Annotated in this window: 12 protein-coding genes and 3 pseudogenes; 9 read left to right on the top strand and 6 right to left on the bottom strand. The window is 60.1% G+C overall.

Annotation, left to right across the window (positions count from 1 at the left end; all coding sequences use genetic code 11):
• Positions 1 to 108 precede the first annotated feature (108 nt).
• Positions 109 to 1,281: a tyrosine-type recombinase/integrase gene (locus AQ611_RS20195; protein WP_059519701.1), complete on the top strand. Its 1,173-nt coding sequence runs from the start codon at positions 109 to 111 to the stop codon at positions 1,279 to 1,281.
• A gap of 494 nt (positions 1,282 to 1,775) precedes the next feature.
• Positions 1,776 to 2,969, top strand: coding sequence for an MFS transporter (locus AQ611_RS20190; protein ID WP_069236422.1), 1,194 nt, complete (start codon positions 1,776 to 1,778; stop codon positions 2,967 to 2,969).
• Positions 2,970 to 3,267: 298 nt separating this feature from the next.
• Here the strand turns inward: AQ611_RS20190 and AQ611_RS20185 are convergent, their stop codons facing one another.
• Entirely contained in the window at positions 3,268 to 5,373 is a 2,106-nt protein-coding gene (locus tag AQ611_RS20185) for a TonB-dependent siderophore receptor (RefSeq protein WP_069235826.1), read from the bottom strand.
• Positions 5,374 to 5,615: 242 nt separating this feature from the next.
• Here AQ611_RS20185 and AQ611_RS26475 point away from each other — a divergent pair.
• Together AQ611_RS26475 and AQ611_RS26800 are read left to right on the top strand one after the other, a co-directional pair.
• Positions 5,616 to 5,749 (top strand): annotated as a pseudogene (locus AQ611_RS26475) (IS3 family transposase); the annotation flags it as partial.
• Between the two features lie 326 nt (positions 5,750 to 6,075).
• Positions 6,076 to 6,255: pseudogene (locus tag AQ611_RS26800) on the top strand (ISNCY family transposase); the annotation flags it as partial.
• Here AQ611_RS26800 and AQ611_RS20175 read toward each other — a convergent pair.
• The 4 genes from AQ611_RS20175 to AQ611_RS20160 all read right to left on the bottom strand — a co-directional run bounded on the left by AQ611_RS20175 (position 6,253) and on the right by AQ611_RS20160 (position 11,538).
• On the bottom strand, positions 6,253 to 7,080 hold the full coding sequence (locus AQ611_RS20175; RefSeq protein ID WP_059519697.1) for an SDR family NAD(P)-dependent oxidoreductase: 828 nt from the start codon (positions 7,078 to 7,080) through the stop codon (positions 6,253 to 6,255). The pseudogene AQ611_RS26800 and the gene AQ611_RS20175 overlap by 3 nt on opposite strands.
• A complete protein-coding gene (locus AQ611_RS20170) occupies positions 7,077 to 8,774 on the bottom strand; it encodes a GNAT family N-acetyltransferase (protein WP_146011713.1) in 1,698 nt (565 codons plus the stop codon). Before AQ611_RS20170 ends, AQ611_RS20175 begins: the two co-directional genes overlap by 4 nt.
• Before the next feature lie 198 nt (positions 8,775 to 8,972).
• On the bottom strand, positions 8,973 to 10,517 hold the full coding sequence (locus AQ611_RS20165) for a B12-binding domain-containing radical SAM protein (protein ID WP_069235823.1): 1,545 nt from the start codon (positions 10,515 to 10,517) through the stop codon (positions 8,973 to 8,975).
• A gap of 97 nt (positions 10,518 to 10,614) precedes the next feature.
• Complete coding sequence (locus AQ611_RS20160; RefSeq protein WP_231936076.1) at positions 10,615 to 11,538, bottom strand: DMT family transporter; 924 nt, start codon at positions 11,536 to 11,538, stop codon at positions 10,615 to 10,617.
• A 642-nt stretch (positions 11,539 to 12,180) separates the two neighbouring features.
• On the opposite strand from AQ611_RS20160, the gene AQ611_RS20155 reads away from it, so the two are divergent.
• From AQ611_RS20155 to AQ611_RS26795, 5 genes and pseudogenes are all read left to right on the top strand, one after another.
• The gene (locus AQ611_RS20155) at positions 12,181 to 12,735 is read left to right on the top strand and encodes a cupin domain-containing protein (protein ID WP_059519693.1); all 555 of its coding nucleotides are present in this window, start codon (positions 12,181 to 12,183) and stop codon (positions 12,733 to 12,735) included.
• A gap of 549 nt (positions 12,736 to 13,284) precedes the next feature.
• Positions 13,285 to 14,871 (top strand): hypothetical protein, encoded by a 1,587-nt coding sequence (locus tag AQ611_RS20150; RefSeq protein WP_146011714.1) that lies wholly within the window; start codon positions 13,285 to 13,287, stop codon positions 14,869 to 14,871.
• A gap of 290 nt (positions 14,872 to 15,161) precedes the next feature.
• Positions 15,162 to 15,323 (top strand): annotated as a pseudogene (locus AQ611_RS26470) (IS110 family transposase); the annotation flags it as partial.
• Between the two features lie 468 nt (positions 15,324 to 15,791).
• The gene (locus tag AQ611_RS20145) at positions 15,792 to 16,997 is read left to right on the top strand and encodes an IS110 family RNA-guided transposase (protein WP_069235820.1); all 1,206 of its coding nucleotides are present in this window, start codon (positions 15,792 to 15,794) and stop codon (positions 16,995 to 16,997) included.
• A gap of 129 nt (positions 16,998 to 17,126) precedes the next feature.
• Positions 17,127 to 17,423: an Ivy family c-type lysozyme inhibitor gene (locus AQ611_RS26795; RefSeq protein ID WP_180978110.1), complete on the top strand. Its 297-nt coding sequence runs from the start codon at positions 17,127 to 17,129 to the stop codon at positions 17,421 to 17,423.
• A 14-nt stretch (positions 17,424 to 17,437) separates the two neighbouring features.
• Here AQ611_RS26795 and AQ611_RS20135 read toward each other — a convergent pair whose 3' ends face one another.
• Positions 17,438 to 22,255 carry an RHS repeat domain-containing protein gene (locus tag AQ611_RS20135; protein WP_083237476.1) on the bottom strand — a complete coding sequence of 1,606 codons (4,818 nt, stop codon included), beginning with the start codon at positions 22,253 to 22,255 and terminating at the stop codon, positions 17,438 to 17,440.
• Positions 22,256 to 22,654 lie beyond the last annotated feature (399 nt).

Genomic DNA, 22,654 nt, shown 5'->3' with positions numbered 1-22,654 from the left:
TGATTTATTACGAACACTCTCATAAATTTTGACATTAACCCTATAATGTTGAAATTTAGCGGCAAAGGTGCGACAATCATCGCGTGACACGCTGAGGATCCTAATTCCATGAAAACCACCCTGGTTGCGCCGCGTCCGCTCGACGTACTCGAGCTGCCCGATGATCTGGCCGGCCGCACTGGCGTGAACCGTGCCGCCGGCCGCCGCCAGATCGCAGCCGATGACGATCTCGCGGCCGTGCGCGCGTGGCTGGCGCGCGTCGCCGACAAGCAAACCACCTTCGAGAACTATCGCAAGGAAGCCGAACGGCTGTTGCTGTGGTCGATCGTCCAGCTCGGCAAGCCGTTGTCGTCGCTAACGCATGAGGATCTGCTCGTGTACCGGCGCTTCCTCGCCGATCCGCAGCCGCGCGCCCGATGGGTCGCCACCGGGCGCAAGTTTCCGCGCGACGACCCGCGCTGGCGTCCGTTCCACGGGCCGCTTGCCGCCTCCAGCCAGCGCCAGGCCATGGTGATCCTCAACGCCCTTTTCTCATGGCTCGTTGGCGCGGGCTACCTCGCCGGCAACCCGCTGTCGCTTTCACGCCAGCGCGCGCGACGTGCATCGCCACGAGTGACGCGCTTTCTCGAGCGCGACCTGTGGCAGGAGGTCAAAATCTACATCGACAGCCTGCCACGCGACACCGACCGGGAGCGCGAACGCTACTGGCGCGCGCGGTGGCTGTTCACCCTACTCTATCTTGGCGGCCTGCGTATCTCCGAGGTCAGCGGCAACACGATGGGCCGGTTCTTCTGCCGGCGCGACGCCGACGGGCACGAGCGCTGGTGGCTCGAAGTCACCGGCAAGGGCGACAAAGAGCGCCTCGTGCCGGCTTCCGCCGAGATGATGGCCGAGCTTGGCCGCTACCGGCGCGAGCGCGGACTGCCCGTTCTGCCCGGCTCGCACGAGGACACGCCGCTCGTGCTGCCGCTCGGCAAATCCATGAAGCCGCTCACGCGCGCGGCGCTGCACACGATCGTCAAGGGTATCTTCGCCGGCGCCGCCGAAAAGCTGCGCCTGCGCGGTGACGAGTACGCCGCCCGCGCGGCCCAACTCGAGCGCGCCTCGGCCCACTGGCTGCGACATAGCGCGGGCTCCCACATGGCCGACGGCGACGTCGACTTGCGAGTCATCCGCGACAACCTCGGCCACGCGTCGCTCACGACGACGAGCCTGTATCTGCACGCCGACGACGATCACCGGCACGACGAAACCGGGCAGAAGCATCGTATCGACTGGTAAGGCAGCGGGCGTCATGGTTGGCTCGTGACGCTGACTGGCTTCAACGTTGCTCGAGCTTGAGCATGTCGTCCGGCATTGCGCGATGCGCGTTGGCGCCCCTACCTCGGGCGCCGCATCACGCAACGATCTTTGCGGGGCGTCGTCTTCAGTCACCATCGCTGCGAGTTCGCGTTGCGGCGCGGCTACGCTCGGGTGCCGCGTTTGATGCTCGACTATTCGCGGGTAATATTGGAGTCACGCCGCCCGGAACTCGTGTTCACTCCCGATGAGGTCATCTCGCGCGGCCGCGGCGTCGCCCGTATCTGCCGAAGACAACCAGTCATCTGCTGCGCGGTGGCATCGAGTACCGTTGCGACCTTGCGCTAGCCGAACTGCGGCACGCCACCTAGACGATCACCGCGCCCGATGACAGACCATCCGCACCGGAGACAGGCTTGAACACGGTCACTCGATCCGATCTCGAACGCGACGCGGTGAGCGGCCGCAACACCGTCGTGCTCGTCGCATTCACCGCGCTGACGAATCTCGCGGACGGCGTGACCAAGGTTGCGCTGCCGCTGATGGCAACCGCCCTGACTCAGTCGCCGGTCCAAGTATCGGGGGTATCTCTCACCCTCACGCTGCCGTGGCTGCTGGTCGCGCTGCACGTCGGCGTGCTGGTCGATCGCGCCGATCGCCGCCTGCTCCTTTGGCTCGCCAACGGTATGCGCCTCGGCGCAATCGCGACACTCGTGCTGCTTTCGCTATCGCAGCGCATCACACTGTCTGCGCTGTACACGGGTGGCTTTACGCTCGGCATCGCTGAGGTGATCGCGTTGACCTCCGCTGCCGCACTCATCCCCGATGCGGTCGCACCCGCCGGCCGCGAGCGCGCGAACGCGTGGGTCGCAGGCGCGGAGACGGTCTGCAACGAATTCTGTGGCCCGCTGGCTGGTGGCTTGCTCGTCGCGGCCGGCACCGTCCTCGCGCTTGGCGCGGTGTCGAGCGCCTATCTGATCGGCATCGTGGTGCTGTTCTTGTTGAGCGGTCGGTTTCGCGTCGCGCGAGCGCCGGACGCCCGGCGCGAGCCCGTGCACCGGGAGATCACTGAGGGAATGCACCATTTGTGGCGCGAACCGGTGTTGCGCCTGATGGCTGCCACACTCACGGTACTGTGCGCGTGCTGGGGCGCCTGGCTCGCGCTGATGCCGCTGTTCGCGACCCAGGCGATGGGCCTTGACGCGCGTGGCTATGGCGTGGCGCTGAGCGCGCTTGGTGTCGGCGGGTTCGTCGGCGCGCTTGGCGTCACCACTTTGAACCGTTGTTTCGGACGCCGCACAGTGATGTTCGTCGATCTGCTAGGCACTCTCGCGATGATGGCGGTGCCCGCAGCGACCCTCGATCTGTGGGCGGTGGCGGCCAGCGCGTTTGCGGGCGGCCTGGGTGGCACGCTATGGACCGTCAACGCACGCACTATCAGCCAGGCGCTTGTACCCGCCGCGCTGCTCGGCCGCTACAACGCAGCCGCGCGCCTGTTCAGCTGGGGCGCGATGCCGATCGGCGCGGGACTGGGCGGGCTGATTTCAGAATACTTCGGCATGCGCGCGGCGTTCATCGGATTCGGCGTTGCCACGCTTCTGTTGATCGTGCCCTTCCTGCGCATCGCGACGCCGGAGGCGCTTGAGACCAGGATGGCTGAACCGCGTTGATTCACAAGGTCATAGTCGCGCCAGTGCTTGTACAGCTCATTCAGAGCGGGCTCATTTAGCAACCAATTCTTCTCGTCTGAATTTTCATTCGGAGATAACTCCAAACCATCAAAGCAGACTTGCATTGTCCACTGATAAAGCGGTTGCTGCATGATTCCAAAGAATCGCTGGCGCTCATACAGAATCTTGATCTCCTGGCCTGCAACTTCAACGGACATCAACGAGTCGTGCTGGACGTTGGCGTGTCGTATCGCGCCCGGCGCCTGACGCGCGATGTCCGTCAGGAAAGCGGTTCGGCCTAGAACGAGTAGGCGAGCGACGCAAACAGGCTGCGCGGTGCGCCCGGCGTCACCCACAGGCTGTTGTAGGAGCTGACGTAGGTGGTGCGATTGAACAGATTGTTCAGCACGACCGACGCACGCAGGTGCTTGTTGACCTGCACGTAGCCGTTGAGTTGCACGGTCGCATAGGCGGGCAGCTCGAAGCCGTCCTGCGTGTTCGCCGTGTTGCCGGCGCGGCGCCCGACATAGATCACGCCGGCGCCGGCGCCTGCCCTGACCGCGAACGGTAGCGCGGTTTCGTACATGAGCAGCGCGCTGCCGCTCAACCGCGGAATGTCGACCAGGCGTGCGCCAGGCGTCAGCACGGCATCGCGCGTGACCTCGGCATCGACGTACGCAAGGTTGACGAGACCCCGGACGCCATGGCCCAGGTCTGCGTTCCATTCGAATTCGACGCCGCGGCTGCGCACCTCGCCGGCCGCGCGCGAGAAGCCGGCATTCGCCGGATCGGCGCTCAGCACGTTGCGCTTGTTGACGTAGAACGCCGCGACCGTCGCGAGCCAGCGCGCGCCGGCCCATTTCGCGCCGGCTTCATAGCCGTGCCCCTTCTCCGGGTCGAACGCGCGGCCATCGGCATCGGCGCCGTTGTTCGGCCGGAACGAATACGCGGTGTTCGCATAAAGCGACAGCGCGGGGCTCATTTCGTACACGACGCCGATGCGTGGACTCAACGCGGTTTGCAACTGGCTGCTCGTCACGCCTTTCAGGCGATTCTCGACCGACTGGTGGAAGCGATCCCAGCGCAGCCCGGCCAGGACTTTCCAGTGAGGTCCGAACGCCAGCGTGTCCTGCGCGTAGATGCCTTGCCCGTCGTCGCGTTCGAGCAGGTTGGTCGCGGTACGCAGCGCGGGCGCCGGCTGGCCGTAGACCGGCTCGAAGACGTCGATCGCATACGGTGCGGCGGCGCTCGGCGTCGAGCGCGAGACGAACTGGTCGTAGTTGAAGCGATACGCATCGACGCCCATCGCGAGCGTGTGGCCGATGCCGCCGGTGCGGAACTTGCCGGTCGTTTCGATGCGGCCTTGCAAGTCGTTCGAGTGAAACGCGACTTGCCGATAGCGTCGCCATAGCGTGCGCCCGTCCGGCTGCAGCGCGAATGCTTCGGAAGAGCGTCCGGACAGGTCGGTGTCGCGCTGCGCGAAGCCGGCGTTGATCGACCAGTTCGCATCGACGCGATGTTCGAGCGTGAGCTGATGGCCCGTGTTGCGCACGTCGTAGTCGCCGTCGCGCGGCTCGCCGAGGAAGCGCGATGCGGGAATCGCGCCGAGCTGCCCATTGATCGCCACCACGCCGCGATCGAGCGGCGCGCGCTGGCGCACGCTCTCGAATTCGTAATGGAGTGTCGTGTTTACGCCGAGATCCCAGGTGAACGACGGCGCGAACAGGTAGCGTTTGCTCGACACCGTATCGCGGAAACTGCCGTTGTTCTCGTTCATCGCGACGAAACGGTACGCGAGCGACTTCGTGACGGGGCCAGTCGAATCGAGCGTCTCGCGCAACGCGCCGTAGCTGCCGGCCGATATGCCGATAGTGTTCGAGCGCACGAACTGCGGCTGCTTCGTCGTATAGCTGATGAGTCCGCCCGGATCGCCGCGGCCATACAGCGCCGACGCGGGCCCCTTGAGCACTTCCATGCGCTCGAGGTTGGCGGTGTCGCGCGGAACGCTCATCCCGCGATTCCACGAAAAGCCGTTCACGAGGTAGTCGGTGCCGGACGTGTTGCCGTCACCGGCAAAGCCGCGCACCGCGTAGTTGTCCCACAGGCCACCGAAGTTGTTCTGCCGCGCGACGCCCGCAACCCAGTCGTACAGGTCGTCGCCGCGCGTCGCGGCGACGGTCCGGATCAGTTTCTGATCGACGCTGCTGACCGCGAACGGAATCTCCATGATGTTCGCCTCGCTGCGCGTCGCGCTCGTCGATTCGGTCGCGCGAAACGGCGCCGCCGTGCGCTGCCCCGAAATCTCGATGGCGGGCAGCGATATCTCCTGCGCATCGGCGGTGGCGAGGCCGGCCGTGCCGACGACGATGGCCATCGGTGCGGCCGCCCAGTTCTTCCTGCTCATACCCTATCCTTTGGTGTGATCTGCGTTCGGGCACCGCGGACGGCATCGCGCCGACATTTGTGTTCCAAACAGTACATTTGCGCGGAAATTTAATGCAAATGCGAGTCATTTGCAATCGTAATTCGTGCTTTGTATGTGGGACGATGCGAAGCGGTCGGCAATGGGGCCGCGGCGGCTTTGACTGGCACAACGAATTGCAGACGCCGATTGGCAGACAGACAAAGCAGACGATTGGCGCGGGGCTGCGCAGCCGAGTTCACGAGCTGTTCGTCGAAAGCCGAAGCTCAGCCGGCAGCCGCAGCATCATGGGCATGATGCGTGAGCAAGGCACGACGTTGGCCGCTTCAAGGTCAGTCGCTTGATGGAAGAGCTGGGGTTCCGGATCCAGCACCGTCAGCATTTCGGAGATCGCGCGAACGCAGCGATCCTCATATTCCTCCGGCGTGATGTCGATATCGGCAACGACATGGACCAATATGGGAAAGGCCCACCTTCGACACCGCGTGAGCTGGACCCCATGAAATCAACCTTTTAACCCTTGAAACCCGACATTTCTAAATAGCTGGTGCTACGACATCTCAGAATGGTGACGATCGGCATGAACGAGCTACGACGCGTCAAGATCATCGAATCGGTCGTTGAAGGACGTCTGAGCGGCATGCACGGCCGGACTGAGCGAGCGTCAGGTGTCGCGTCTGAGGCGCGCTCTACAGCGACAAGGCCAGCGTCTTTTCCGCGAAGGGGCGCTCGGAGACCACGGACAAAGGTGTCGCGCAGTTCGGCCGCGCGCGGTACGAACTCAACGTCGAGACGTTCTGTGCGAACTTGAGTCAGGCCAAGGGTCGTATGGGGCGGGCCAACCTGACGTTGCAGGGCGGCTTATACGTCAATGAGCCGATGAAACAGGCGTTCCGGCAAGATGCGCTTCAGCGTCAGCATCAATCTGGCGAACCCCGGCGTCACGTATCGAACCTTTGAATCCGTGCCTTGCACAGCCTGAACGATGGTGCGCGCGACCTCGTCAGCATCGGCGGCAAATCGCCGCCATCGCTCGTCGCGTCTGACGTGAACCTGGAGCAGCGTCTGGTATTCGGGGTATTTCCCGTAATATTCCGAGGATATTGTCTTCGCGATGTCCGTGAACTCGGTCTGAACGAAGCCGGGCTCGATGACGAGGACACGAATCCCGAATTGCTTCAACTCCCCGCGCAACCCGTCGGAAATTGCTTCCAGCGCGTGCTTGGTGGCGTCGTAAATCGACGACAACGGCCTCGCGATCTTTCCCGCCACCGAACTCATGTTGACGATGCAGCCGGATCGCTGTTGCTTCATGATCGGGATGACCAGCTGCGCCAACGCGATTGGCGAAAATACGTTGGTCTCGAAGTTCGAGCGTATGGCGGACAGCGGTGTCGCCTCTATCGGGCTTCGGTAACCGAAGCCGGCGTTGTTGACGAGAATGTCGATCCGGCCGAAATTGCGCATGGCCTGCGAGATGATCGCTTGACGGCTTTCCTCTTGGGTTATGTCGGCGGCGATCGCGACAACCTTGACGTCGAGATGGGCAAGCTGGCGAGTCAGTGCGACCAACCGGTCGTGACGTCGGGCCACCAGCACCAAGTGAGCACCATGCTCCGCAAACGAGCGCGCGACCGCCAGCCCGATGCCCGACGATGAGCCTGTGACGATCGCGACCTTTCCTATCATGTGCTTGGCCAATTTTCCATTTCGGGCAACGTGCACGGGGCCTCGGTTACCATCCGTCGGCTTGCGCCGAGGAGAAACAAGTGTTGCAGATCGCGATCCGCGCAAGACGTGGTATGCAGCGGAGCGCCAAATCCACCGATGACATTGGCTAATGCGGCGGGCGGTTCAAACTGCTGGTTCCGCCGCCACGTGACATGCAGCAGCGACGGCGAATCCGGAGCGACGCCATCATGTCGGCGTACCGTCATCTGGGATTCCGGGTCTCCAGATGTCCGCGTATCGCTGGGGCGTTCCGGCGCGAGACGAACACTCGGGTCGCCAATCAGGATAAGCGGTGCTGCCAATTCGTCGCCATAGGCGAGATTCGCGAATCGCACCGTGGCGCCGACGGAAAACCCGATGGACAGCAACGTATTGATGAACATTTCGATCCTGGCTTTAGGCGCGCCGAACGAAACGATGCAATGCGTCCTGCCGATGATCCCGATAACGGTTGCTTCGACGGTGACGGCGGCATCGGCGAAGGTTAACAAGTTGCCGCCGAGGGCGGCGTTGTAGGTGGAATACGACGATGCGCGTACTGAGTCGATCCACTGCACGGGCTCATACAGCGCATCGGCCGGATAGAGAAAATCGAGGAACGTGCTGAGCAATGCGACAGAGGCCGACGCTGTGCTTGTCGCCAGCACAAAGCCAACCGGAAAGCCGTTGATCGAGTCGAGACGGCGAACGATTTCCGGAATGTCCGCCGGCGAATCGGCGAGCCAAAGCACACTCTTCACCTGATCACGATCGATACTCACGACGTCGAATGGGTGGTCGATGCAAACAAGATATTTTCCGGTACAGGTGCTATACGTTCTTGCCACATTCAGCGCGGCCGAGCACCGATTGACGACGACGACATGATCGCGCGACAACGTTTCATTCAAACGATCGAAAAGTGCGGGCAGATCGGCTTTGTGCGTCCCGGTTGAAGCGTCGGCCACCGGATCGAAGAGGGTCGCGTGCGTGACGACCGCATTCGAACGGATCGTCAAGCTGCTCGACCCCACATGCGGGATGATCTCGGCGGAGCCGTTCGATTCGATGAATCGAACGAGCGCCTCATCGTAGGAAGGCTGATCCTCGCAGCACCGAAGGATAGGAGCGAATCGCCAGCGGAGACGTTCATCGCCGCCGAGCAACAGCGCAGCGTGTTCCACAATTTTCCTTTCCCTGTCTCCGTTGGTGCCGACAACGTACCGCAGTGGCGTCCAATCGCAGTTGAATCCATATTTCTTGAATTTTGGTCCGAGCACCTCGCATCCTGCGGACAAATACATGGAAAGATTCAGATCGGCGGAGTCTGCCCTGACCGAGCGGATGCCGTTGACTTGCAGGACATGAATCGCCGCGCCGAAAAGCAGGCGGAGATACGACAATTTCCGGTGCGATTTGGATATGACCAAGTAGCTGATATAGAACTCCTGCTGATCGCGGCTGAAGGCCACGCGAACGGCGCCAACGATTTTCCGGTCGCGTCGGAGCAAGATATTCTTGGAATACCAGTCGTTGAAGACGTCACGGTACGTGATGTCCTGAATCCCCAGCTCGTCGACAAACACCTCCTTACGCAAGCGCCTGAGCGCCGGAAAATCGTGTGGATGGCCAATGTCCAATTGAATTTGCGACAATGCGTCCAAGTCAGACATGGTGGGTTACCCTCAGCAAAATCGTCGAGCCTGACGACGCGGACAAGGTGAATCTACGCCACCGAGGCTTTGACCATTGCGAAAATGTTGCTGGCCGCGCGCATGCCGTGGGGGCGCCCGTCGAGACCAACGCACTCTCAGTTGTTTCGCCGAAATGTCGTGATTTCGGGATCTTTGTTTGTTCAGCCAGGACCTGGATCAGACGGACACGGTGACGACCTTGAGCGGAAGCTCGATCCGGCCTTTTTTCGATTCGAACGCGCTATCTAGCGCCCTTGCGCCACATGGATTGTCGAACTTGGCTTCGTTCCATGGCAGCGTCGGCAGGGAATCGAACCGCTCGCTGCTGTCCTGGTAATGCCGGTAAGAGTTGTGGACACTGAGAAAGTAACGCCAGAACGATGGAACGCGCATCATGAAGTTGCGAAGCCCAATACGCTGTATCTGCTCGACCGGAGGTCTTTGAACCTTGAGCAAAAGCCGGCCGTAGAGCTGACAGAACTGCTTGATATTGAGGCGCGTACTCAAGACGGCATGCTGGAAGTCGAAATATTCGAAGTTCTTCCGGATCATGCTGGTCTCTTTTGCCCGGAATTCCTCCGTTCCGGGCATGGGAGTCGCCACGGTGATGTTGGGTACTTCGATCTTCCGGCTCACGATGTAGTTGCCCAGCGCGTCGAATTCCTTCTCGGTATAGTCGAGCCCGACCATGAAGAGTCCTTCCGTGAGCACATCATTGCGCTTCAAGATGGCGATCGCCTTGTCGTTGTTCTCGATGGAATTCTGCTTGTCCATATCGTGAAGTTCGGAATCGGAATAGCTTTCCAGACCCATGCGGACGCGCTTCAATCCCGCGCGCGCCCAAAGCTCGACCAATTCCGGATCCCTGGCGATTGCGTCGGAACGACTGTACAGGCAGTACTGCTTCTTGAGTCCCGACTTCAAGATCAACTCGCCGATACGGTGTGCTCTTTTTGCGTCGCCAAAGAAATGGTCGTCGACGAACAGCACATACGGCTCGTCGAGCGTCTTCAGATACTCGACCACGTACTCCGGGCTCCAGGTCAGGTACTTGCCTCGGTTGGGCCGCCACAGGTTGCAAAACGAGCAGCGTGACGGACATCCCATCGAGGTGCGAAGCGCCGCGATCGGCTTCCACCACAGATGGTAGTAGCGGTTTTTGTACTTGCCGAGTATCTCCCGGTCGGGAAACGGCAGGTTGTCGAGCTCAAACTCGCGACTGATAACCGATTTTCCATTTGAATGGAATTCGCCGTTTTCCTGCCAAGCTACGCCCGGGAGATCGGAAACGCTCTTCCCGCCGGTTTGACAGCGCTCGATCAGTTTGGAAAAGGAAAGATAGGCCTCTCCCATCATCACGTAGTCAATATTGGCGTCGGAGAAATCGGAGGGAGCGATGCCCGCATGATGCCCCCCGACGGCCGTGATGATCGAAGGATTGAACGCTTTCACCATGGCCATCTGGCGGCGTACCAGTCCGACGTGCATGGTCCAGCTGGTGAACCCGACGAAATCCGGCCGATGCTGGCGCAACGCTTTCAATAGCGATGATTCGCTGCGTTCCAGGCGTTGATCCAGAATCGCGACCTCGTAGTGATTCTTGTCAAGCAGCGAAGCCAGCACTTCATATTGAATGGGCTCGACAACATAGATTTTTTCATCCGCCAGGTGGAACGGGTGATAGGGAGGCGTGACGAACAATATTTTGAATTTACGCTCCATTTGTTTCTCCGTGTAAAGGATCTAGTGAAACGAATTCAAACTACCGCAGCCTCCCCAATCGGATCGTTATCCGTTCGGCGGAGTTGATCAAGTCAACCTATTTTCTTTGGGATGCCCGATAGCGCCGTCGCGCATGTCCCGGCAGAAAATCCGGGGTAATGCCGAGCACGAGCGCGCAACCGCCCGCGACAATGACAGCGCCCGTCAGTTGGATTGCCGAAAGGCTTTCCCCGAGCATGAGCGCACCCACGCATACGGCCACCACGGTGACCACGAATTCGACGCTGATCGCGCGCGTCGCGCCGATCGACGATACCAGTCTGAAATACGTCACGTATGCGAACCCGCTCATGAGACTGCCAAGCACCGCCAGATAGGCGAAGTCGGAAACGGTTGGTGCGCTGGCGACGGGAACGAAAGCGAGCAGCGGCAGAGTAATCAGGCCGCCGAATACGAACGCGCTGGCCGTCACCTCCAGGGCGCCGACGTTTCGCAGTCGACGCAGGGTGTAGTTGCTTCCGAGTGCCGCACAAAACGAACCGAACAAGGAGCTTGCGCATCCAAGGACGAAAGAACGCGTCACCGGCACCACCGGAAAACCCACTAGCAATACGATCCCGGCCGCACCCAGCATCAGGCCTGCAAACCGCTGTGGTGTGACTCGCTCAAGTCCCCACACTTGCCCGATGATCATCGAGAACAGAGGGATGGTCGCCACGAGTATGGCCGCCATGGCCGTGCCGATCCGAGGCGTGGCAAACGACAAGCCAATCAGTTGGCCAGCGACGGTGGTCGCCCCAACCACCACGAAAGATCGCCATTGAGTTCGGACATCGATTTTGCGCCGCTTCACGGCCGCGACGACAAGCAAGGTTGTCCCCGCGACAAGCGCGCGAAAACTGACGGCCCCTACCCAGCCAAACCCGTTCACTACCTTCAGGACCACCAAGAAAGACAGGCCCCATATAATCGACAGGAACAGGTATGAGACGACACTTTCGGTTTTCATCGCTTTTGCCATTGAATCTCTAACTCGGTGTCGCCGCATGGATGGGGCGATGTTCCAGTAATTGGAATCCAGACGACGCAAACAAGCCCGGGCGGGCCGGTGTCGCCACGCGGCAACGTGAGTGACACCGATAAGTGGCTTGGGAGCAGGCCTGAACAACGGAGCGGCGCATGACGCTGCGCCGGCAGGTCAATCAGCTCCAGCTTGTGCTGGTTTTGGGCAACGCCTTGTCAGCTGGACGTGTGGAACGCCAGTCTCGATGCGTGCGACAACGGAAATTCGGCGTCGATGCAGACAAGAGAAGCGGAGGCAGCCACGCCGGTGCAGGTCGCGCCCGGACGCTTTCGTCAACGCACTTTCGTCGATCCATATCGACCCGCTCCTTCGGGCGCCCCGTTCCCGGGCGTATTGCAGTCGGTTCCTGGTCGGCCGACTTCGCTTGGCAGCGCTTGCCCGGGCGCATTCATTTCCCGTCCAAAAAGGCGAGAATCTATGTAGTCCGGTGGACAATGGCGGGCGCCGCCGCCCGGACGCTCGCGCGCCGACATGAACCTGCCGCAGCGCGGTCGGATCGTCCCAGCAATATCCGGCCACTCGGCAGGTGGAAATTATAGTTTCACGTTGGAGCCTATAGTTTACAATTGAGGAAGTCAAGTGTCTGATGAAATCGACATTCCAGCCCGTCTTCGGGCGCTGAGAAAGACGTGGGGGCTGACGCAGAGGGATTTGGCCCGGCGCACCGGACTGAGCCATACGACGATTGCGAAGATCGAGCGGCACGAGATCAGCCCGACGATCGCATCACTTCAGAAGATCGCCTCGAGCTTTCGGATTTCCGTTACCGCGTTGATCGACGGCAACGTCGATGAATCAGAAAGGATATTTTTTAAATCCGAAGATTTGACCGTGGTAGCGCTCGGCAAGCACACCATACGGCAGATTGGCCGGAACTTGAGCCGGCGGGCCCTGCAGATGATGGAAGACACGTACGCACCCGGTGCCGACACGGGCGATTCGATGTTGAGCCACGCCGGAGAGGAAGCAGGGTTCGTCATCCGCGGAAGGCTGGAAGTGACCGTCGGAGATCAGGTAGCGGTACTCGGTCCCGGGGAGGCTTATTTCTTCGAGAGCCGCGTTCCACATCGATTCAGAAACACGGGTAACGAGGTCTGTGTCGTGGTTGCCGCTGCAACGCCGCCTACTCTGTAGACGATCGATCGGAGGCATCCGGACGCCTTGACGTGACAGGACGAGCGGCAACATACATTCGTGCGTCCGGCCGACGACACGGGGCCGCCCTGCGGATGACTGTCGTGCTTGGCATCAATGGCGTCGATTGACGCTCGCCGGCATGACATCAAATGGAGGTGGTCTCAGAAAACGGGAAATAAAGCACGTCAGTTCCGTTATCGTTTCATGCCCTCGGCACACTAAAAATCTAACAGGCTCGCTGAAGCCGCATTAACTTAAACCAACCAGCCTCAACGATTCCCGGGGCGGTTCATTCATCCCATTAGATTCAACGATAGCTCCGTCGCATCCGATTTTTCCCTGTTTCCAATGAATCGATACTTATATACACAATCGTCGAGATGCGCGGCTTAGCGGTGAAATGTCCGCATGACGGGGTACCCATGGAGGTTGTTTAATGGGATGGATTTCTTACCATCGTTCACGCGCACGAGGCGCGAATACCGTATTGGCCATAACCTGCAGATCTCCATAGCATGTGTATATCTCTGTATCTCGGACTGAACTATGAAATCCCTATATAAAGCTCTCAGTTTACGTCTGGCGCGCGCGAAGCGCGTTTCGCGAATCGCCATGCTGGTTGTCGCGATCGGGCCCGCCACGGCTTGCGCCCAAGCCAACGCTCAACCCGATCCGTGCCTGTACGGCTTTGAATGGCTGCACAAGGTTCGCTTTCCGTTACAGCCCGACCCCCATGCGGCGTACTCCTACATCGCGCCCAAATTGCCGATCGACGGCACTCCGGTGGGCTTTTTGGTGGAGGGTGATTATCCTTATGCGGCTTGGTTTTCCTGGACAATGTATGGCGCACGTGCCCAGGCGGTTTCCGTCATGAAAGACAAAGCCACCGTCCCGGACCCCGGGAGCGTCAACCCATTCATCATCGGCAACCGGGTTATGGAACCCAAGCGTCATTACCGCATGCTGCTGCTGCCGAATGGCGCAACTGTTGGCTCGTCGCTCGCGGACATACCCAATAAGTTGACGATACCGACGGACGTTGCGACGTCGCTGCTGGCCTATCGCGTGTATCAGGCCTTCCCGGGCTATAACCTGGGCGGCTCGGGTGGAAAGACGCAGACACCTTTTCCCGCGATTTACGCCGTCAACTACAAGACCGGCGAAAAGCTCTCCTGTTCGGCATACAACGCGATTCCGGCCTCGGTCGGCCACTTGCCAACCGACACCCCGCCACTCGAAAACCTTTACGGAACGAACCCGCCTCCCGACGCGCGGAAATCGGCCGACCGCTCGGCGCACGTCACAGCGATGTCACAGACGCAATCGCCAATTCCGCCGAAATGGCAATACGCTCCGGTGATCGACCCGACATTGGTGACGTTCACCCGACCTCCGCTCTTGCCCGGTGCCGACGTGTCGTCCATTCCGCCGCCGGACCAGTGTGCAGGCTATCTGGGGGCCGGCTTGAACCCGAACAAAATCGCGATCATCCGGATTCCGCAGGTGCCGACAGTGTTCGACACGCTGACACTGAACGGGCAAACCGTTTTTCCCGACACGCAGGGCGCGTACTACTCGCTTGTGATGTACGGCGCATCCGTCGGCACCTACGCGCCCGGTGAGCCGATTACCACGGCCTTGGCCGATAGCGAGTTGAAGCCGGATGCGACCGGCGGCTCGACCATTGTCGTCTGGCCACGCGACTTACCCAATACGGAACGCGCGGAGCTATTTGCCTATGCCCGTGCGCAAGGGTGGGCGCTGCTTCGCAATGGTAAGGCCGGAGCCCTAACGAGTGCCAATATACTGATCCGCCTCAAGGGCGCGAGCGACAGCTACTATGGAGCCTACACGCCACTACCCGGCGTCAGAACGGGCGTGCCGTGCTACTTCAACGACAAACCGAACGGCACCCTTTGGAGTGCGCTCGAAGGTGCGAGCGATCCGATGACCTATGTGGCCAGTTTCCAAAACCTTGGTAACGCGGCGCCACAGGGCGTGGAATGCACGAGCACGGCGGATGTCTTGAACGGCGCGTGCCTGGGGCGGCTGCAAGACTACATCCATCGAACCGGAGGCAAATACTCCAACCCCGGCTCCCAGCCGCCACCGAGCATCGCATCGCAGAAGTAACACGTGAGACATCGTCGGCTCTCTGCCGGTGGAGAGGTGGTGTAGGGAAACTGATCCATCGGCTGCCAGTGACAACGCGGACACGGCAGCAGAGTCGACTGCCACTGGGCATGTCGCGCAACGGGTATTGCCAGTGGCGAGGTCGGGCGTGTCACGGATCGCCGCTATGGAGTCAATCCGTGATCACCGTAAAGGCGCCACGTGATGATCGGCGTATAGGCGCCAGTCCGCGATCGGCGTTGTGGCACCACCCGAGGATCGCGGTATAGGACCAGTCGAGGATCGGCGCATATTTGCGCACGCTGCTGATTCACGGCGCTCGAGCCATGATATCGAGTTCCAAACATCTGCCGACGCACATGCGGAATCTGTTGGCGCGACGCCCTACGAATGTGGCCGCGGTAGCGCCGGCGAACAAGATGGCGCGAACGATCTGGGCTCTGCTTGCCTAGGGTCGAACTTACCAACCTTCGGCGCAGCTATCGAGTTGAAGGCCTAATCGACGGGCATCAAGCTCATCACGGTTGCATAGGTGATACTGAAAGATGGCAAGACAGGTTGGACCGCACAAGGGCAAACCTGAGACATTTCTCGGACCTCGAGTCCGCTACTTAGATTAGGAACCTTGCGGCGAAATCCGTCTGGGCCGGCGGGTACCACCCGCGATCGAGTCCGGATATAAGTCCGCCCCCCGTTACTATCTTCACGCCCCGATAATCGGGGCTATGGCCAGCCAGGCCCGGCATGATTCTCGCCCCCAGTCGCAGTCATGATCCGGGGGGTGTTGTCACCGGGCCTGGTGGGTGGCTGGTGATCGCTGATAGGGGTTTGGCCGGGATATCCCGACGCCGTCCGTAACGTGGATGCCGAGACTTGCCACCGTTGTTGCAGGCCAATCCGTTCACTCTGCATAAACTTCGATGCAAGACACTCAACAACGTGACACCGTCGATGTCTTTGTCGGCGTCGATGTCGGTAAAGGCCATCATCACGCCGTGGCACTCGATCGGAACGGTAAGCGCCTGTACAACAAGGCTCTACCCAACGACGAGGCCAAGCTGCGCGCCCTCATCACCGAACTCAGGACTCACGGTCGACTGCTGTTCGTCGTCGATCAGCCTTCCACCATCGGTGCGCTTCCTGTAGCCGTCGCCCGCGCTGAAGGCGTACTCGTCGCCTATTTGCCCGGACTGGCCATGCGCCGCATCGCCGATCTGCATGCCGGTGAAGCCAAGACCGATGCCCGCGATGCCGCGATCATTGCCGAAGCCGCCCGCTCGATGCCGCATACGCTGCGCTCGCTTCGATTGGCCGACGAGCAGCTCGCCGAGCTCACCATGCTGTGCGGCTTCGATGACGACCTCGCCGCTCAGCTCACGCAGACGAGCAACCGCATTCGCGGCCTGCTTACTCAAATCCATCCGGCGCTCGAGCGCGTTCTCGGACCGCGCCTCGACCATCCGGCGGTGCTCGATCTGCTTGAGCGCTATCCGTCGCCCGCCGCACTTGCCAGCACCACCGAGAAGACGCTCGCCAATCGCCTGACCAAGCTCGCTCCTCGCATGGGTAAAGGCTTGGCGGCCGAGGTCGTTCAGGCACTGAGCGAACAAGCCGTGATCGTGCCTGGCACCCAAGCCGCCACCATCGTCATGCCCCGTTTAGCCCAGCAGCTTGCGGCCTTGCGTCAACAACGCGACGAGATCGCTGCCGAAGTAGAACGACTGGTGCTTGCTCACCCTCTTTGGCCGGTCCTGACCAGCATGCCGGGAGTCGGCGTCAGGACTGCCGCCAGACTCCTGACCGAAGTTGCCCACAAAGCCTTTGCCTCGGCCGCCCATCTGGCAGCCTACGCTGGCCTTGCCCCCGTCACCCGACGCTCTGGCTCATCCATCCGCGGGGAGCATCCGTCCAGACGCGGCAACAAGGTACTCAAGCGTGCCTTGTGCCTATCCGCCTTCGCGGCATTGCGGGACCCAGTCTCACGGGCCTATTACTCCCGCAAGATCCAGCAAGGCAAGCGTCATAACCAAGCGCTCATCGCGCTCGCACGGCGACGCTGCGACGTTCTGTTCGCCATGCTGCGCGACGGCACCATTTACCAACCCAAGTCAGCCCCTGACGCTTGACGAAACACATAGGGGCACCCTCCTCGCCACGATCAAAAATCACCTTGCAAATGGGAGGCGACCATATAAGAAATGTCGTCTTTTCAGTTTGGGCATGCTGCTGGTTCTCGAAGCACTGCGGAGCCAACCATGCCGGACCTGGTGACATTGAACATGCGAGAACTCGACCGTCTGAAGGTAATCCAGGCCGTAGTGGATTTGGGCCTGAAGCCTGGCCGCGCGGCGAACGCGGCATTCGACGCGATGAAGAAAGGACATCGACTGCCGGCATGGGTAGCGCGTGTCGGCACCGAAACATCGGCAAACACCGTATCGTTCGGTGGACGCGATGTGTCCGTAACGAATGCGTGCAAGCCGCACGACTACAGTTCGGAACGCATCGCGGTGCTGTACGATCCGCAAGAAGATGTCGTCATTCGCCCTTGAAAGGACGATTACCCCTATATGTGCAGCCGACTGAATTCCTCGGTCAAGTGCATCATATTGAGCGCATGGTCCTCCCCGTTCAAGATCCTCGTAATTTGCGCACCTTCAGCGCGCCACAGGCGCATGGGCATCGCATTGGCCAAAGCTTGCTCCGTCCAATTGAACCCCTGCTGAGCATCGAACACCGTAATCTGCCCGTCGACGTTCCAAAACCCGTGGACAGCATGGCGCATCGTGCCCTGGTTGATCGTGATCAAGTATTCGTCATCCCTGCTGTAGCGGCTCACGTGAATAGCGGCCGACTGGAGATCGTCAAAGCTGTGAACACTGCCCGTTCGTGACAGACCGCGCTCGACCATCATGGAACTGATTTCCGCATCGGAATGAACCAGCCCTTCCGTGCGACCGAGTATCCGCGCCGTTTGCGGCGCTGAGTCGCCCGTCATCGACCCAAGCGTGCAATAGACACAGTTGTAGTCCAGCCCAAGCGGGTTGATCCGCGACCAGGGCGCGCCCGCGCCCTCCTCCATCACTCGGGAAGCGCTTGCCGAAGCACGCTCGATCGCCGCCGCGCCCGATGCGGCGCGGCCCATCACATTGGCGGCGACGCTTCCGATGTCGGCTACCGCGCCGATACCGCCCAGCACCCAGGAGGCGATCTCCGCACCCCGGTTGTTCGTGGCCGAGGCGGCAAGCGCCGTAGCGGAACTCGCTGCTCCCAGGATGCCTCCCACCACGCCGGCCGCGACGACGGCGGACGAGCCACCCGAGAACGGCGCCGCCACCGCGCCGGCAATGCCGATAACGATGCCTAGCACGTTCAATCCGATTTCGGCCCCTGAAATATGTCCGGTCGGATCGATGCGATCCACCGGATTCCCTTCGCCAAAGGCGTACCGGTTATCAACCTGCATTTGGTCGTAGCTCAGGAATCGTTTGAGCTTGGGGTGATAGAAACGAGAACGCAAATAAACGAGCCCACTCGCCGCTGATTGGAATTCCTGATTCCAGCCGAAATCGGCAAACGCGGCGCCGTCCGTCGCGCCGAATCGCTCGCCATATGCCGCGTAGCTGAAGGCGTTGGCGCTCGCCCCGAACAGTTGCGTCGTCGAGCCGCGCGCGGTCTCGTAGTAGGTCGTGCCCTGCCCCAGCGGCGTCGCCGCGATCCGCGTGTCCTGCGCAAACAGGAAGGTGGTCCACTGCGTTTGGCCGTTCACCGTCTCCGCTGTGCAATTGACCTGCGCACCGTCTTGATAGAACTTGCAGCTCTTGTGCTGTACGAGCTGCTCGGACAGTGCGCCGGTCGGATAGTAACGATACTGCGACGACGAGCCGTCTGGATGCGTGACCGACGTCAGCCTGTTCCACGCATCATAAGCGTACATGCCACCGCTTCCGTCCGACAACATATTGCCGTTGGCGTCATAGTCGATTCCGGGGAGCGTAAGCTGGTCCAGCCCATTGTAGGTGTAATTGACGCTGTGGCCTTGCGACGTCGATTGGATGACGTTGTAGTTTCCGTCGTATTGGTAAGTCGTTACGACGGGCGGTTGCGTGCCGTTCTGCTGCGACTCGCTGATCAGTTGGTCGAGACCGTCGTATTGATAAGCGGCAGCTGTCGATCCGTCGCTGGAATTCGTATTCAACGAGATCAGCCTGGACTGAACGTCGTATATGTACGACGCTTGGTAAGCGCTCGACGTGGACTCGGTCGACTGCGAAGCCAAGCGCCCGAAGCCGTCGTAGCTGAAGCTGCGCTTCCAGACGAGCCCGGCCTGCGGCCCCGTGGTCGACATCGTCTGCCCAATGGGCGTGCCTTTGCGTCCCGCAGCGACGCCGTAGTCGATCACCAGACTAAGCGCGCCTTGTGACACGGAGCCGACCAAACCATCCGGGCGGTATTGATAGCTCGTCTGCGTGCCCGACACATCCGTCGAACGGATCACCCGGCTGCTCGCGTCGAACGCATAGGATTGCGTAAGCAGCCCCGGATAAGTCACCTGCTGCGTTTTGCCATCGAGCGTATAAGTCATCGACAACTGCTGCATCCCGTCTCCGACCGAAGTCATCCGGCCAACGGCATCGTATGTGTACTGCACGCCGAGCCGCGTTCCGCCTTGCGTCACGGTCATCGTCAGCAGGTTGCCGACGCGATCGTAGGCGTACGCCAGCGTCGAACCGCCAGGCGTAGTCGCCCCCGACATCCGGCCGGCCGCATCGTATTGATACGTCTGCACCTGACCGACGGCGTTCGTGACGCTGATCAGGTGCGAGTCGGCATCATAGGCGTTGACGGGACTTTGATGCTGGAAGCGCTTTTGCCCACCATAGGTGGTGGTTTTCACCCACGAAAGGGGATTGTTCATGAGATCGCGCGTAATCGATTTCGTCGATGTGACCCCGTTCGCTGCAGTGCTGGCCAGCGTCGCACTGGTGAGCGCGCTGTCCGGATTGTAGGCGTATGTCTTCGATTTCAGCGTCTGCGGCACGCCACCCGCTGAGGTGATCGACGTCCAGGTCTCGTTGATGACATTGCCGAAGCCATCGTAGACGTTCGCCATACCGAACGTATCGAGCCCCCCGCTGACCGGGAATACCTGCTTGGCAAGAACGTGATTCTGCGGATCGCTTTGCGTCCACAGCACCTTGGCTCCGTTCAACTGGGTGGTCATGCTGCTGTCGTCGGCGCTGTAGCTGTATGTGTAGACGTTGCCCACGGGATCCGTCGAACCGATCTTGCGCCCCAGGCTATCCCATCGTTGAGTGATGACACGGCCGTCGACGTCCGTCACGGCAATCACGCGCCCCATCGCGTCGTACTGCCATCGGTTCACCACGCGTTGCGGCTGACCGTTCGGATGCGTCGACAAACCGCCGTTGTCGAGCAACTGAATTTGCCGGGATAGGCCGTCGTACTGCGTGGCCAGCACGTAACCGAGCGGATTCGCGCTGACCATCTGGTTGACCCGGTCCTGTGCCCAGATCCTGTAGATGGTTCGGCTGACGCTGCCGTCGGCCTGTGTCAGTGTCAGCGTGCGGCCAAAGGCGTCCAGCGTCATCGAGGTCACGTTGCCGAGCGCGTCGACTGTTCGGCAAACCGGCGCTTTCGGCAGATCCTGCCACACATACTCGGTTTTCGTATTGCCCCGCGAATCGGTGACGGCGATGCTGCCTTGATGCGTGCCGGCATCGTATGCATAGGCGTATTTCGTGGTAACGCTGCCGACACCCGGCTGCTCCGCTGCACCCGAAGCCCAACTGGTGGTGACCTGGGTGATCCTGCCGCAGGTGTCGTAAGAATATTGGATCGTCTTCCATGGGGTAAACGCCCCGCCGGGCCGAGACTGAATGGCGCTTGTCCGCGCGGCGATGGCGGTCTTGTCGCGGGTCAACGTATAGCTCGTCTGATTCGTCTTTCCCGATACGGCGTCAGTCCGCTGGCTGGTCGCCGGCATTTCGGTCGTGTGTCCATCGCTCCAGCTCACAGTCTGATAGATATAGCGCTCCTGTGATTGTTTCACGAACGATTCCGTGCCGGCATCGTAGAAGCTCAGCTCACGCGTGACGGGTTGATTGAAGATATCGTAGGCCGACGTCTGCCGTTGCGTTGGAAGGAACGCACCGCGGCTCGCGGACCAATCGGAGGAATCGATCTGCACCGGCATGGCAAAGCTCGGTGTACGCGCATGCTGGTTAGGATCGATGTGGTACTGGTACTCGATCTTTCTCCATGATTGCGCCGAGCCATCGCTTTGGACGAGATATTCCTCCGTGCGAACGGCCAGGTGCAGAAAATTGAAATAGAGCGACGACGCTCCAACCAGCTTGCCGTTTGCATCCACGTTCTGAATGTAGACGTCATAGACATAGGACATGTTGTTGCTGTCCATCAATCCGTCAGCGCCGCTCGACATGAGGTAGCCTGCGGAGGCTCCGGTAAATGTTCGGCCCGCGGTATTCATCCCATACGTGTACAAAGTCTGATCAAGAAAGCCGCTGGCGTCCGCATGGGTCAGGGTAGCGACCGCCGGGAAGCTCACCGAAGAACCATCGGAGAATTTGCCGGTGATTCCCGTGTAGGTGACCGTGGTCGTCAATCCTGTCGGATAACTAATCTGCGTGACGACGGGCTGAGTGGCGAACGTCGAGTACGAAAGCGTCGTCGTCTGATTCAATTGGTCGACGATCGAAGCGACGCCTTGCGGACTAAGCGCCAGGCTCAAATTACCGCCGTCCGGCAAGGTCAGGCTCTGCTCGACACCGGGCATCTGCGCAAACGTGATCGTCTGCCCCCAAGAATCAGTGATCGAGGAAAGGAAATTGTTATAGACGTCGCGATCGGTTACATAGGAGTAGACCAGGCTGTTGCCGAAGCGGTCTTGCTGAGCCAGCAATTTACCGACGCTGTCGAAGAAATAGCGGGTGCCGTCGGCAAGATCGGCGCGATACGAGTATTGCCCGCCGGACGGCAATGGTTGCGCAGGGATGACGGTCCGGAACAGGATGCCGTGATTGTTCTCGTATCGCAGCCCCGATTGGTAGCCGGTCGCGTCAGACCATAGTGGATCGATGATGAACGAGCGCCCGTGCAGCGATAGGCTTTTTCCGGGTACCACGTAGGGCAAATCGTACAACCAGCCCTTCGGCAGCCCGAGAATACCCGAGCTTCCGGGGCTATATACCAGCGACAACTTTAAATCAATGCTATGCCTCACTCCCGCCAAATCAATTAGCACTTTTGTTAACGACAACGATCCGGTGCTCTTGTTGACCTGTTCTTCGACCGCGAATATCTGGTTAAAAGCCTGGGAACCCCGATAGCTCGTTGACATAATATTCCTTAATTTATGATTTGATCTCGGATCAGGTCAATCGCACCGACATGCCGCCACTCAATCAATGCAAACAATTCACGCAATTGAATAAATGCAACGCACAACGCGTTCGTCAAGCACAGCGCTTATTTAAATCAAATGTTGAGGGATGGTAACCTCCGAAGGACATTGGAACCATAATCAATTTCTATCTTGACATTGACCATGTTTTAATTAGACTTTTAATGAATCAAGTTGATTAAAAATATAGACATCAACTCAAATTTTCTCAAGCCATGCGCTGATTTCTCGCCAATTAGAATCACGTCGCCTTTTATCAGTTTCGGTGCATTGCCATTTCTGCCGGCAACACACGCTACAGGTGGTGGGGTTTGTCGAAAAGCCGCATTCAGAGGC

The sequence above is a fragment of the Burkholderia singularis genome, assembly GCF_001718875.1.
GTDB lineage: Bacteria > Pseudomonadota > Gammaproteobacteria > Burkholderiales > Burkholderiaceae > Burkholderia > Burkholderia singularis.
This window is presented reverse-complemented; position numbering and strand designations above follow the sequence as displayed.